General features: G+C 59.9%; 11 protein-coding genes. 5 read left to right on the top strand and 6 right to left on the bottom strand.

What is annotated here, in order from left to right; translation table 11 throughout:
* Window positions 1-92 precede the first annotated feature (92 nt).
* Together ubiD and ACSSVV_RS12165 are read left to right on the top strand one after the other, a co-directional pair.
* Entirely contained in the window at window positions 93-1580 is a 1488-nt protein-coding gene (ubiD, locus tag ACSSVV_RS12170; RefSeq protein WP_022992121.1) for a 4-hydroxy-3-polyprenylbenzoate decarboxylase, read from the top strand.
* Between the two features lie 13 nt (window positions 1581-1593).
* Window positions 1594-2586, top strand: a complete 993-nt coding sequence (locus ACSSVV_RS12165) for a CDP-6-deoxy-delta-3,4-glucoseen reductase (RefSeq protein ID WP_022992122.1) — start codon at window positions 1594-1596, stop codon at window positions 2584-2586.
* A gap of 79 nt (window positions 2587-2665) precedes the next feature.
* Here the strand turns inward: ACSSVV_RS12165 and ACSSVV_RS12160 are convergent, their stop codons facing one another.
* From ACSSVV_RS12160 to ACSSVV_RS12135, 6 genes are all read right to left on the bottom strand, one after another.
* On the bottom strand, window positions 2666-3907 hold the full coding sequence (locus tag ACSSVV_RS12160; protein WP_454106318.1) for a heme biosynthesis HemY N-terminal domain-containing protein: 1242 nt from the start codon (window positions 3905-3907) through the stop codon (window positions 2666-2668).
* Window positions 3904-5019 carry a uroporphyrinogen-III C-methyltransferase gene (locus tag ACSSVV_RS12155; protein WP_206769614.1) on the bottom strand — a complete coding sequence of 372 codons (1116 nt, stop codon included), beginning with the start codon at window positions 5017-5019 and terminating at the stop codon, window positions 3904-3906. The genes ACSSVV_RS12160 and ACSSVV_RS12155 overlap by 4 nt, the downstream gene beginning before the upstream one ends.
* Window positions 5020-5029: 10 nt before the next feature.
* Window positions 5030-5842: a uroporphyrinogen-III synthase gene (locus ACSSVV_RS12150; protein ID WP_023011764.1), complete on the bottom strand. Its 813-nt coding sequence runs from the start codon at window positions 5840-5842 to the stop codon at window positions 5030-5032.
* Window positions 5823-6764 (bottom strand): hydroxymethylbilane synthase, encoded by a 942-nt coding sequence (hemC, locus tag ACSSVV_RS12145; RefSeq protein WP_022992125.1) that lies wholly within the window; start codon window positions 6762-6764, stop codon window positions 5823-5825. The genes ACSSVV_RS12150 and hemC overlap by 20 nt, the downstream gene beginning before the upstream one ends.
* Before the next feature lie 85 nt (window positions 6765-6849).
* Window positions 6850-7608: a LytR/AlgR family response regulator transcription factor gene (locus tag ACSSVV_RS12140; RefSeq protein WP_014420353.1), complete on the bottom strand. Its 759-nt coding sequence runs from the start codon at window positions 7606-7608 to the stop codon at window positions 6850-6852.
* Entirely contained in the window at window positions 7605-8663 is a 1059-nt protein-coding gene (locus ACSSVV_RS12135) for a sensor histidine kinase (RefSeq protein WP_121208331.1), read from the bottom strand. Before ACSSVV_RS12135 ends, ACSSVV_RS12140 begins: the two co-directional genes overlap by 4 nt.
* 119 nt (window positions 8664-8782) lie before the next feature.
* Between ACSSVV_RS12135 and argH the strand changes: the two genes are divergently transcribed.
* The 3 genes from argH to ACSSVV_RS12120 all read left to right on the top strand — a co-directional run bounded on the left by argH (window position 8783) and on the right by ACSSVV_RS12120 (window position 13041).
* Entirely contained in the window at window positions 8783-10192 is a 1410-nt protein-coding gene (gene argH, locus ACSSVV_RS12130; protein ID WP_023008375.1) for an argininosuccinate lyase, read from the top strand.
* A gap of 144 nt (window positions 10193-10336) precedes the next feature.
* Complete coding sequence (locus ACSSVV_RS12125; RefSeq protein ID WP_228285574.1) at window positions 10337-12439, top strand: T6SS phospholipase effector Tle1-like catalytic domain-containing protein; 2103 nt, start codon at window positions 10337-10339, stop codon at window positions 12437-12439.
* Entirely contained in the window at window positions 12439-13041 is a 603-nt protein-coding gene (locus tag ACSSVV_RS12120; protein WP_023008373.1) for a DUF2931 family protein, read from the top strand. Before ACSSVV_RS12125 ends, ACSSVV_RS12120 begins: the two co-directional genes overlap by 1 nt.
* Window positions 13042-13085 lie beyond the last annotated feature (44 nt).

Genomic DNA, 13085 nt, shown 5'->3' with positions numbered 1-13085 from the left:
CATTCAAGCTGCTCAGGCCAATACCTGAACTCAGGTCTGAATCCAGACCAGAAAAAACTCCGTAGTACCGTAGACCAGAAACGGAGCACACCATGAAATACAACGACCTTCGGGACTTTGTCAGCCAGCTGGAAAAGCTGGGTGAGCTCAAGCGCATTACCGCCGAAGTTGACCCCCACCTGGAAATGACCGAAATCTGCGACCGCACCCTGCGTGCCGGTGGTCCGGCGTTGTTGTTCGAGAATCCGAAAGGCTACGATATGCCGGTGTTGGCCAACCTGTTCGGAACACCGAAACGGGTGGCACTGGGCATGGGGCAGGACGATGTGGCTGCGTTGCGGGAGATTGGCAAGCTGCTGGCGTTTCTGAAAGAACCGGACCCCCCCAAGGGCTTCAAGGACGCCATTGAAAAACTGCCATTATTCCGGCAGGTCATGCGCATGAGCCCCAAGGTGTTGCGCTCGGCACCCTGCCAGGATGTAGTGATTGAAAAAGACAAGGTGGATCTGTACCAGATACCGGTCCAGCACTGCTGGCCGGGTGACGCCGGTCCTCTGGTGACCTGGCCGCTGGTGATTACCCGTGGCCCCAACAAGGAACGTCAGAACCTGGGTATCTACCGGCAGCAGGTGATTGGTCGTAACCGTCTGATTATGCGCTGGCTCAGCCATCGGGGGGGCGCCCTGGATTACCAGGAGTTTCGTAAGGCCAACCCGGACAAGCCCTATCCGGTTGCGGTCGCACTGGGTGCTGATCCGGCCACCATTCTGGGTGCCGTTACCCCGGTGCCGGATACGCTGTCTGAATATGCTTTTGCAGGATTGCTGCGAGGGAGTCGAACGGAACTGGTGAGTGCGGGCCTGAGCGATCTTCAGGTACCGGCCAGTGCCGAGATTGTACTGGAAGGCTTTATCTACCCGGACGATATGGCGCCGGAAGGGCCGTTTGGTGATCACACCGGGTATTACAACGAAGTGGATCAGTTCCCGGTGTTTACCGTGGAGCGCATTACCCACCGCCGGGATCCGATCTATCACAGCACCTACACTGGCCGGCCACCGGACGAGCCGGCGATTCTCGGAGTGGCGCTGAACGAGGTGTTCATTCCAATCCTGCAGAAGCAGTTTCCGGAAATTGTCGATTTCTATCTGCCTCCGGAAGGCTGTTCCTACCGGCTTGCCGTAGTCACCATGAAGAAGCAGTATCCCGGCCATGCCAAGCGGGTGATGATGGGGGTATGGTCATTCCTGCGGCAATTCATGTACACCAAGTTTGTGATTGTCACCGATGACGACGTCAATGCCCGTAACTGGGAAGACGTGATCTGGGCCATTACTACGCGGATGGATCCGGCCCGGGACACCACCCTGGTGGAAAACACCCCGATTGATTATCTGGACTTTGCCTCGCCGGTGTCTGGGCTCGGCTCAAAGATGGGGATGGATGCCACCAACAAGTGGCCCGGAGAGACCGACCGGGAGTGGGGCACTGCCATCGCCATGACCGACGAGGTTAAACAGCGGGTGGATGACATCTGGGACAGCCTGGGGATTGAAATTCCCGGTGCCCGCCCCGACTGACAGGGGGCAAAGAGTGTTTCGGATACGCCTGCAGCCATCGGGGCTTGGTTACGGTGCGGATCAGGCTGAAGACCTGTTGTCTGCAGCGGCCGCAGCCGGAATACGGGTGCCGGCAGCCTGCCGAAACGGCGTGTGCGAAATCTGTGAGGCCCGGTTGCTGAAAGGTCGGGCGCTGAATACCCGAAATCAACATTCTATCGCGGTTGACGAGCCACTGATGATGTGTCGGACACGGCCGCTCGCCGACCTTGAACTGGAGATACCCGCCGTTATGGCATCAGGAAATTACCAGCCCCGCCAGTACCAGGCGAAGGTAATCGACGTACGTTCCATCAGTCACGATGTGTACCGGGTGGCCTTGCAGCTACCCCGGCGGAGGGATGTGGCTTTCCATGCCGGGCAGTATCTGTCGGTGATTCTGCCCGGAGCTGACCCCTGCTATTTCTCGATTGCCAGCAGCCCCTCAGCAGAGCAGATCGAACTGCACATCCAGGCTTCGCCCGACTGGGTCTCGGCCCAGAAAGTCATCGATGCGCTGACTTCCGGTCAGGATGTGACGGTGGAACTGCCCCATGGCAAGGCCTGCCTGGCCAGTATGCCGGACAAACCTCTGCTGCTGGTGGCGGCAGGTACCGGTTTTGCCCAGATGAAAAGCCTGGTGGATTACCTGCGGGAAACCCGTTACCAGAAGCCAGTCAAACTGTTCTGGGGCGTGCGCAAGCACGAGGACATGTACCTGCGTTCTCTCGCACAGCAGTGGCAGGAGGAGTGGGCGCCGTTCAGCTTTTTGCCGGTGGTGGGAGACGATGAAGACAATGACTGGGGCGGTCACCACGACCAACTGGTCAGAGCTGTGCTGGCTTCAGGGTTCGATTGGCAGGACGTGGAAGTTCATGCCAGTGGCTCGCCCACCATGGTGTATACCCTGATGGATGCGCTGGTGGAGGCTGGCCTTCCGGAGCAGGCCTTTTTCTCGGATGTTCTGGAGTATGCTCCCCGCAGCTGACAGTTTCAGTGGGCGCTATCAACAAGGGCCGGCAATTTGCCGGCCCTTGTTGTTTGTCTGAATCAAAGACTGCGAAGTCTCAGGCCCGGGGCATGGGGAGGTCGGGCAGGCCATGGTCGGTTTCCAGCCCCTGCATCAGCAGCTTGATGCTGGCTTCTTCCTCGCCCATATGGGCATTCAGCCGGCTCAGCTCCGCGAGGGTTTCACGATTACGGCGTAATTTCAGACTGGTTTCAAAGTACTCCCGTGCTTTTCCCCACAGCTCATTACGCAGGCTGAGCCGGCCCAGTGCCAGCAACAGCTCGGGGTTGTTGGTGCGATGTTTCAGCCACTGTTCTGCAATCAATAGCTGTTCCTCCGGATCCTGGCCCTGAATCCGGCCATACAGGTTGACTAGCTCATCGCTCCAGTGATTACGCAGTACCTTTCTCAGCAGCGTTTCTGCCTGGGCCTCATCACCCAGTCCCGCCAGCAGTCGGGCGTAGTCGCGGATGGTGTACTCATCCCGGCGCACAAAGCCCGGCAGCTCGTCCCACAGGCGAGTCAGCGGTTCCAGGCTGGCTTCGGGATTTTCCTTTCGGCTGCGTTGGCATTCCTCTGCGGCCTGTTCCAGCAGGTTTTGCCAGACCTGACGTTCCAGTTCGTTCAGTTCGCTCTCTGGCACCACGCTGCGCTTGCGCAGTTCCGGAATAAGACGGGACAGCTCGCGCCAGTCCTCCAGACGCAGATAGGCGTTCTTCAGCAGCTTGAGGACAAACGGGTGATGTGGAGATTCCTTGCGTAGGCGCAGCAGGGTCGCCAAAGCCTGCTCGGGCCGGTTGCCGGCCAGTTGCAGCTGGGCCTGGGTCAACCCCACTGCCATGCTGGAGCCAGGAGTGCTTTCAAAGGCCTTGCGCAGCAGTTCATCGACCGCTTCATGGTCGCAGGACTCGAACGCGGCCTGGGCCGCCGCAAGATAGTTGATCAGGGGGGTGTCGGCATGGCTTGCAGAGCTGGACAGTAGCTTACGGGCGCGGGGCCAGTTGCCTTCGGCCAGAGCCAGGAGGCCTCGTGTGGTCCGGCGCCGGGCCCGGCGCTCATTACCGCGGGCAATCCAACCAGCCATCACACCGGTGCCGTGGCGGAAGCGGCGCACCGTGTTGATGAGGGTGACGGTCAGCAGGATGATCACCAGAATCAGCCCCAACCCGACCCAGAAATTGGTTTCAATCAGGTAGTTGCCCAGGCTGATGCGGATATAGCCGAGATCGTAGGTCAACCCCAGGGAAAGCCCGGTGCCCACCAGAAGGGCAAGCAGCAGGATCAGCAATACGCGGATCATGACTCATCGCCCCCGTTGGCCGCCTTGCTGTCGGCATCGTTGTCGCCTGTGGCCAGGCGCCCCGCCAACCGCTCCTTCAGCAGGCTCAGGGACTGGCTGATATCCGGCAGTTCGGGGTCTACGTTGCGCTCGGCCAGTTCGTTCAGGGTCTCGTTGAGCCCGCGAATGGCCGGGTTGGTGCCGTCATACCAGTCGTTGATGGTGGTGATGGCCTTGTTCAGAGCGCGTTCATACAGTGGCTGATTGCCCCGCAAGACCGCCATTTCAGCTTCTTCCAGCATCAGTTGCAGGTTGAGACGGGCCCAGGCGCTCTGGTCCGGAGACAACAGGGGTTTTACCGGTTCGTCCATCCGGCGGATCACAACGACTTCCTTGAGGGTGCCCAGGAACCGGTTCCAGCCTCTGGTGAACATGTTGCTGCCGTCAGACGGCGCATTCTGGTCTTCGACCATGTCGAATCCCGGCGCCTGATCACTGATCAGGGCCTGGTCGGTGAGATCGTTGACGCTGGCGATGGCAGCCTCCAGTCTCAGGTATAGCCCGGTGCGGTCGACACCCTGAATGCCTCTCAAGGACTGGATTTCCCGTGCCAGTTGCTGGCGTACCGGATAAACCCCGATATCGTCGGATTCCCGCAACACCTCGTCGGCCGATTCCAGGGCGGACAGTGAACCGCGGATGTCTTTTTCAATCAGCAGGCGCTGGTTGGCAATACGCAGCAGATATTCGGCTTCCGCCAGCAGCCAGTCGGTGCGGGTGCGGTTGCCGGCTTCCAGCAATTCGCGGGCGGTGTGATCGATCTGGCGTTGCTGGGTGGCAATCAGCTCCCGCTGTTCCGCCACGCGGTTTTCCAGTGCCTGAAGCCGCTCGCTCTGTTCGCTGCCGCGGTTGCCGTAAAGGCTTTCCAGCTGGTTGGTATCCTGCCGGAGGTCCTGAACCACCTGCAGGGTGGCCTGGTGCTTCTGCCACTGTTGCCAGTTCCAGAGCCCAAGGGCAATCGCCAGAATCAGCGCGAGAACCGCCACAATCCACACTGGCCACAAGCGTGGGCGTTCTGGCCTGGCGGGTTGTACGGGAGCGGGGAGTTGTTTTGTTGTTTCAGTCACGGGCATCCTTACTTGGTTATCCGTTGTCACCGGCCTCCTGCGACAGGCAGGAAGCAACACTGATGACCAGGTCGTCATCGTTCAGGCTACCGGGCACCAGTGGCTTGCGGAAGCCCAGCGCGCGCGCCTGTTCCGCTACACGCTCCGCAGGTACTACGATTATGTCGGGCGTCAGAGCCAATTGGTATCTGTGGCCCAGCTCCACCAGATTGTTCAGGGTTTCGCCGGAAAGCGCAATCACCACCTCGGGGTGGAAGTCGGCAACCAGAGCCTTCACCTGTTTTGCAGAATAGTACGGCAGCACGCGCCGGTACAGGGGCAGGGTGGTAATCCGTGCGCCCCGTTGCGCCAGGGTCTCACGAATCAGTTCCCGGCCATGCTCGCCCCGAGCCAGCAGAACTTTCTCTCCGTCAACGCGCTGCAGTGATGGCAGCGCCAGCAACGCTTCGCTGGTCCAGCCTTCGGCGGGCATTCTCGGTTTCAGGCCATGTTCGCGAAAGACCGCGGCGGTGCCGGCGCCCACTCCGTACCATTGCAGGCCGGCGGGAAGTTGAGGCCACCAGTGGTCGATTTCCTCCATCAGCCGGCGGGCGGCATAGGGGCTGACCGCGATGATGTGGGAAAAGTTGTCCAACTGCTGCAGGATGCCGCGCTGCTCCGGGGTTTCCGGTAAAGGCTCGCGCGCCATCATCGGCATCACCCGGGCATCGGCACCGGCCTTGCGAAAGGCCTCGGCGAGGCGGCTGGCTTCGGGCTCGGGCCGGCAGATCAATACACGCCGGCCCTGGAGTTCAGACGGTTGCTGAAACTCAGCGCGGGGTGTGGCCATAGATTTCAGCCAGCACCTTGTCGGCCCCCATGGACAGCAGCTGTTCAGCCAGTTCACGGCCCAGGCGTTCACCTTCGGCGCGCGGGGCACGGCCTTCCACCCGGAAAATCTGGGTACCATCGACTGCGCCAACCAGGCCCCGCAGCCACAGGGTGTTATCGTCTTCCAGCAGGGCATAGGCGGCAATGGGCACCTGGCAACCGCCTTCAAGGCGACGGTTCAGCGCCCGCTCAGCGCTGACGCGGTCCCAGGTGTCGGTGTGATTGAGCGGGGCAATCAGCTCCAGAAGTTCCGTGTCACCGACCCGGCATTCGATGCCCAAAGCACCCTGGCCAACGGCTGGCAGGGAAAACGTGTCTGGCAGACAGTAACGGATACGGTCGTGGAAGCCGAGACGCTTCAGGCCGGAGCTGGCCAGCACAATGGCGTCGTATTCACCGGCATCCAGTTTCGCCAACCGGGTATTCACGTTGCCACGCAGTACCTTGATCTGAAGATCCGGGCGGTTGGCCCGCAGCTGGGCTTCCCGACGCAGGCTGGCGGTGCCTACTACCGCGCCCTCAGGCAGCTGGTCGATGTGTTCATACTGGTTGCTGACGAAGGCATCGGTGGGGTCTTCGCGCTCGCAAATGGCGACCAGCCCCAGGCCCTCGGGGAATTCCATGGGCACGTCTTTCATGGAATGCACGGCCAGATCGGCACGGCCGTCCAGCATGGCTTCTTCGAGTTCCTTCACGAACAGGCCCTTGCCGCCGATCTTGGCCAGGGGGACGTCCAGGATCTTGTCGCCCTGGGTCTTTATCTTGATCAGTTCAACGTCAACGTTGTCATGCAGCCTTTCCAGCTCGGCCTTGATGAATTCCGCCTGCCACAGCGCCAGTGCGCTGCTGCGGGTTGCAATGCGAAGGGTACGTTTGGACATGTCACTCACTGTCGTTCGGGAAAATGTGCCCCAAGGTTACCTTGTGGCAGAAAAAAAGTCCCGCGGTGAACCCCCGCCTACCCCCTCAGGGGGAGGGTTGGTGTTCGTGTAACCATTGGCGGACCGTACTGGCATGGCGGCGGCTGACCGGCAGCAGGGTGGCATTGCCTTTCAGTGCCAGCTGATTCTGGCCATCGGACGACCGCCGCAGCCCCTGGATAAAGCGCACGCCAACCAGTGTGTGTCGGTGGATGCGCAGAAGGTGATCCGGGTAAGCCTGCTCCAGTTCTTTCAGGGTGTAGTCGCACACTGTCTCGCCGTGGCTGTGGTGCAGGGTCACGTACTTCTGGTCGGCCTCACAGTAGTACAGATCTGCCAGGTCGATCAGTTCGGTACCTCGGTGCGTGCGCACCGCCAGTTGGTCGTTACCGGCATCGGTACTTTGCGCCAGGGCTTGCCTCTGTACCCGGTTCAGCTTGCCGGCCCGGGCCAGGGCATCGGCCAGCGCCTCACGCCGGACCGGTTTGAGCAGATAGGCGACGGCGCGAACCTCGAACGCCTGGATGGCATAGTGGTCATAGGCGGTGCAAAAAATCACTGCGGGCGGATTCTGGAGCTTGCTGAGCTGGTCGGCTGCCTCCATGCCATCCATGCCGGGCATGCGGATGTCCAGCAGCAGGATGTCCGGTTCCAGTTCGGCCACTTTGCGCAAGGTGTCGTTGCCATCCACCGCTTCGCCACAAACCCGGTAATCCGGCAGGGCTTCCAGCAGGCGCTGAATGCGCTGGCGGGCGAGAGGTTCGTCATCGGCAATCAGTACGCGTTTGCTGTCTTCGATATTCATGGCCTGTTTCGTGACTGACGGTTGCTGGTATTGATGCTGCGCCGGGGCAGGCGAAGAGTGACGGTGTAGGTATTGCCCTGGCGGCTGTGTTTGAGCACGGCCGGTTCGCCAAACAGTGCCTGTAGTCTGGCCTGGGTGTTACTCAGGGCAACGCGGTTGCCCTGGTGCTGGCGTTCCGTAGATTCCGGCGCGGGATTCTGCACCAGAAGGTAGACAAAGTGATCCTTGGCCGATACTTCGACCCGGACGACACCGCCTTTCGGCCGCGGCTGGATGCCGTGATAGATGGCATTTTCCACCAGCGGCTGCAGTGTCAGGGGTGGTATTACCTGTTGCCCAAGCCCGGGTTGAATATCCCACTCCAGCTGCAGGCGTTCCCCCAGTCTCAGAGACTCAATCGCCAGGTAACGCTGGCACAGTTCCAGCTCACGGTTCAGGGGAATGAGCTGGTCGTCGGTGCGCAGGCTGGCCCGGAACAGTTCCGACAGATCCAGCACCGCTTCTTCCGCCTGCTCCGGATTGGAGGCAATCAGGCTGGCAATGGTGTTCATGCTGTTAAACAGAAAGTGTGGCTGGATCCGGGCCTGCAAGGAGGTCAGCCGGGCCTGCATTTCCGCCTCTCGCTGTTGCTGCCACTGGTGCTGAAGGTAAAAATAACGCAGCACCATCAGGACGATCAGCAATGCCAGTAACAGCTTTTTGGCAATGCCGTGCCAGAGTGCCACGCCTGGCTGCGGGTGCAATACGCTGTCGGCAAACAGGCTGAATGCCAGTACGTCCAGCAAGACAATGGTGACGATGGTCAGTGTGGCGCGGCTGTTGCTCAAACGAGCCAGGCGGGGGCGCAACAGACAGATCAGTGCGGCGCTGGTGAGGGTGGTCCATTGCACGAACAGGGACAGCAGACCGAAGTAGTTCCAGTCGATCCAGCTGTTCTGTGCCTGCACGATGGCCAGCACCAGAACCAGAAGTTCGCTGGTAATCAGTAGCATGAACACAGCCCGCACGCGACACAGATCGGGCACGTAGAAGCTGTCGGTGTCCTTGTGGTTCATGCCTTTGTCGGGTTTCAGGGGAGTCTCCTTAACCGGGGCCGGAATGCTATACTGCCGCAACTTTTAACTTATCCATTGCCGGCATGATGATGCCGGGCTGTCAGCAGGAAAGATAGACCATGACGGATCAGAAAAAGTCTGACCAGACCACATCCTCCGAAAAACCCTGGGGTGGCCGCTTCAGCGAGCCTACCGATGCCTTTGTTGAACGCTTCACCGCCTCGGTGGGCTTCGACCAGCGCCTGTATCATCATGATATTACCGGCTCCATCGCCCATGCCACCATGTTGGCGAAGGTGGGTGTGCTGACGGACGCCGAGCGCGACCAGATCATCGACGGCCTGAAGGGCGTGAAGGAAGACATCGAAGCCGGGCGCTTCGAATGGTCCGTCAGCCTGGAAGATGTGCACATGAACATCGAAGCCCGGCTCACCGATCGCATCGGCATCACTGGCAAGAAACTGCATACCGGCCGCAGCCGGAATGATCAGGTCGCCACCGATATCCGGCTGTACCTGCGCGATGAAATCGACGTGATTGCCGAGGAACTGGCGCGCCTGCAGGCTGGCTTGCTGGACCTGGCCGAGCGCGAGGCAGACACCATTATGCCCGGCTTTACCCACCTGCAGACCGCCCAGCCGGTTACCTTTGGCCACCATTTGCTGGCCTGGTACGAAATGCTGGTGCGCGATGCCGATCGTCTGCAGGATTGCCGCAAGCGGGTGAACGTGATGCCTCTGGGGGCTGCTGCCCTGGCCGGCACCACTTACCCGATTGACCGCAATCTGACCGCCGAACTGCTGGGCTTTGACCGGCCCACTGAAAACAGCCTGGATTCGGTCTCCGACCGGGATTTCGCCATTGAATTCTGCAGTTTCGCCGCGCTGCTGATGACCCACCTGTCCCGGTTCAGTGAAGAGCTTGTGCTCTGGACCTCCGCCCAGTTCGATTTCATCGACCTGCCGGACCGGTTCTGCACCGGTTCCTCGATCATGCCCCAGAAGAAAAACCCGGATGTACCCGAGCTGGTGCGTGGCAAGACCGGCCGGGTAAACGGCCATCTGATCAGCCTGCTGACCCTGATGAAGAGCCAGCCGCTGGCCTACAACAAGGACAATCAGGAAGACAAAGAGCCGCTGTTCGACACGGTCGATACCATCAAGGGCTGCCTGAAGGCCTACGCCGACATGATCCCGGCCATCAGGGCCAAGGCCGACAACATGCGGGTAGCCGCCAAGCGGGGCTTCTCCACCGCCACGGATCTGGCTGATTACCTGGTCAAGAAAGGCGTGCCGTTCCGTGATGCCCATGAGATTGTCGGCAAGTCAGTTGCTTTCGGTGTCGCCGAAGGTCGTGACCTGTCAGATATGACGCTGGAGGAACTTCAACAGTTCTCCGATGTGATCGGCGAAGATGTGTTCGACGTGCTGACCCTGGAAGGTTCCGTGCAGGCCCGTGATCATCTGGGTGGAACTGCGCCAAACCAGGTACGTGCAGCGGTGGCCCGCGCTCGGAAAACTCTGGCATAGTCGATTGGCTGTCATGGGCGAGGCAGTTTAGAAAAAAAGTTTATGACAAAACCGTAAAGTGCGGTTTTGTCATAAATACACAATATCGGCTAGGATTGTCCGACTAACTTTACCTGCTTGCTACCGTCAACAAGGACGCTGACGATGAGCTTTGTGAAACTGGTCAGGCCTTCAGAATTGAAGGTCCTCGACATTCCCTTTGTTGAAACTCCTTTTTTTGCTGCCGACAGGGCCCGCCTCCTGGTTGAGCAGGACAACCATCTTCGTTCAAGCATGCAATCGCTGTTCAGGTATGGCTCTGGTGACCGACGGAACCTAGCGGAAACTGTCCATCGGGCGGTCAGAGACGGCGAGTTGATGTTGGTCTGTTCGGAGTGGAATAAGCCTTTCTCGCCGATGGTGACCTGGCGGCCAGACAACAGTCTGCCTGCCGGTGGCCAGTGGCGGATAGAGGGCAGTTGGCTGAACGTTCCATCTGAGATTGAGTGTGCAGTAGCAGAGCTGAACAACTGTGGCATTACCTGCGAGCAGTTGCGCCAATCCGAATCCTGGGGTGTCGGGTCGCTGGAAGTGAACATGTTCTCAATGAACTACCGGCAGCGTCAGCGCCGGGAGCGGGCGGCTCAAGGTAGCGTGGATGACCATCGGCTGAGCCTGCCCTTAGGGGCTTCCGCACTGGTGGCTCCCGTGTTGATGTCTGCAGCATCCGCAACCGAAGACGCTAAGGCAGACTCCTCTCAGGCACCCGCCCCAAAGATACACCTGGAAGTGGGCCTGTTTACCGATGGCACCATGAACAACGCCGCCAATACCCGGGCCTTCGTTGAGCAGCTGGAGCAGGAGTGCCTGATTCCCTACGAAAATAACACCATCGGCCGGGAAGAGTGTGAGCGGCGGATGGGTCTGATGTTGGGCGACAGTTACGCCAATGCGGCCAGCAATGTGGCGAAGCTGTGGGATTTGTACGTCGAAGACGAAAAAGAGGAGGAGGGTACCAGCACCTACCGGCGTAAAATTTATGCTCCTGGGGCTGGCACCAAGACTGGCGAGGATGATGTGATGTATAGCGCAGCCACCGGCATGGGGGAGGCCGGCGTTATCGCACAGGTGGACTATGCTTTCTCGCAACTGGCCTTGCGGGTGAAAGAAGTCTTGCAGAACCTGCCCGCCGACCGTCTGGACAAACCCATCGACAAACTTACGTTGGACCTGTTCGGCTTCAGCCGGGGCGCGGCGGCTGGCCGCCATACTGCACACGAGATAAATCAGGGGGAGAATGGTCTGCTGGCCCAGATGCTGGCTGACAGCGGTATCCTCTGGCCGAAGACGGTAGAAATTCGCTTCGTGGGGCTGTTCGACTCCGTGGCCGCCATCGTTAACCTCGCTGCTGGTGATGCGTTGGCCCATAACAACCGCAACCACCCGGTGGAGTTGTACCTGGATCCAGGCAAGGTGGGCCAGGCGGTGCACCTGACCGCGGCCCATGAGCACCGCAGGAACTTTGCCCTGAACAGTCTGCGAAGCCGCGACGGCAGCTTGCCGGCCAACTTCCGGGAAATTTCCCTGCCGGGTGTTCATTCCGATATTGGCGGTGGCTACGGCGACAGCCAGCGAGAGGACGTGCTGTTAAGCCTCAGGTTACAGGTGCCTCGCGACCGGCTGAGCAGGCCGGACCAAACCCTCCAATGGGATAACCTGGAGGCCAAGCGGCAACAGATAGAGGCGGCAGGCTGGATTGGCCCATATAATCTGCCGGTACGGCAATCCGAGCAATTGCAGGCATGGCCGAAAGACCAGGGCCCGGAAGGGCCAGCCCGGCTGGACATTGTCACCCTGCGCCACGAGCACCCGGCCCAGGATGGCCGGGTAGAACTGGTGTTGCGGATGCTGCGCCAGGTGCGGGGGGAGTATTCACGGGTGCCTCTTCGGTTGATGCACCGATTGGCGGTAGAACAGGAAGTGCCACTGAGAGAAGTTGATCCCACTGATGAGACCGTGTTGATACAGGGTGAACTTGAACCCATCCTTCAACAAATTCTGGAACAGGTTGTACAAGGGAATGACGCCCCCTCACTGACCACGGAACATGAGAACTTGTTGCTCCAGCGCTATATCCATTACTCGGCGCACTACAACGCTATTGAGACCATGGTGGCGGGCTTGCCTGCGAAGTTGCAGGGGTTTCATCCCAATGCACCAGCACCTTCAGGCGAGCGCCTGGTGTATCCACAGACAGAGGGCGACTAATGATTCAGAAAATACTGGCCATGGGAGTCATGGCCATCGCCCTGTTGGGCAGCGGCTGTTCGGCGTGGTCGAAGGCGGACGACACTCTTTGGATGGTCAGGATAGCGGCGCCACAGCACTACGAAGTGTGGGTGACTGATATGTTCCTGGAGAAGTCGGGTGAGCGGAGCTGGCGCCAGCCGATAGGCACGGTGGGGTGCTGCTGGAAGGGGGCCCGTGGCCCAACCGGGCCTGGGGGCAGAGCTGACCCCTTTCCGGAACTGATTCTGGTCAAGTGGTTTTCCTACGCGGAGCAGAAATATTACACCAAGATCATTCAGGTGCCGGAAGACCTGCTGGACCGAATGCGGGAGCCGGCAACCTATGTTACGCAGGTTGATGTGCGCTCAGGCCCCCGGAACCTCCTGACCATTGGCCTGGCGCCCGGCGGTACCGTGGTGGTCTGGATTTCGAACCAGATTGGCAACGAGATCGAGGTGATGCGCATGCAGGCCACGGAGTTGCCGGGTGACCCTTCCCGGTTCACGGAACGCACAAAAGGCTATCTCGAAAGGAACGGCGATTACCTCAGGGAACACGGAATCCCGACGGAGGGCTGGTAAGCAGCCGCGGAAGCGGTTCTGAAGTGATCCAGTGTGAGGTCGGG

It is taken from the genome of Marinobacter sp. MBR-105, assembly GCF_053628895.1.
This window is presented reverse-complemented; position numbering and strand designations above follow the sequence as displayed.

Coding starts and splice junctions, on each gene's coding strand:
- ubiD (WP_022992121.1), top strand. CDS start 93: ATGAAATACAACGACCTTCGGGACTTTGTCAGCCAGCTGGAAAAGCTG.
- ACSSVV_RS12160 (WP_454106318.1), bottom strand. CDS start 3,907: ATGATCCGCGTATTGCTGATCCTGCTGCTTGCCCTTCTGGTGGGCACC.
- ACSSVV_RS12155 (WP_206769614.1), bottom strand. CDS start 5,019: ATGCCCGTGACTGAAACAACAAAACAACTCCCCGCTCCCGTACAACCC.
- ACSSVV_RS12150 (WP_023011764.1), bottom strand. CDS start 5,842: ATGGCCACACCCCGCGCTGAGTTTCAGCAACCGTCTGAACTCCAGGGC.
- hemC (WP_022992125.1), bottom strand. CDS start 6,764: ATGTCCAAACGTACCCTTCGCATTGCAACCCGCAGCAGCGCACTGGCG.
- ACSSVV_RS12140 (WP_014420353.1), bottom strand. CDS start 7,608: ATGAATATCGAAGACAGCAAACGCGTACTGATTGCCGATGACGAACCT.
- ACSSVV_RS12135 (WP_121208331.1), bottom strand. CDS start 8,663: ATGAACCACAAGGACACCGACAGCTTCTACGTGCCCGATCTGTGTCGC.
- argH (WP_023008375.1), top strand. CDS start 8,783: ATGACGGATCAGAAAAAGTCTGACCAGACCACATCCTCCGAAAAACCC.
- ACSSVV_RS12125 (WP_228285574.1), top strand. CDS start 10,337: ATGAGCTTTGTGAAACTGGTCAGGCCTTCAGAATTGAAGGTCCTCGAC.
- ACSSVV_RS12120 (WP_023008373.1), top strand. CDS start 12,439: ATGATTCAGAAAATACTGGCCATGGGAGTCATGGCCATCGCCCTGTTG.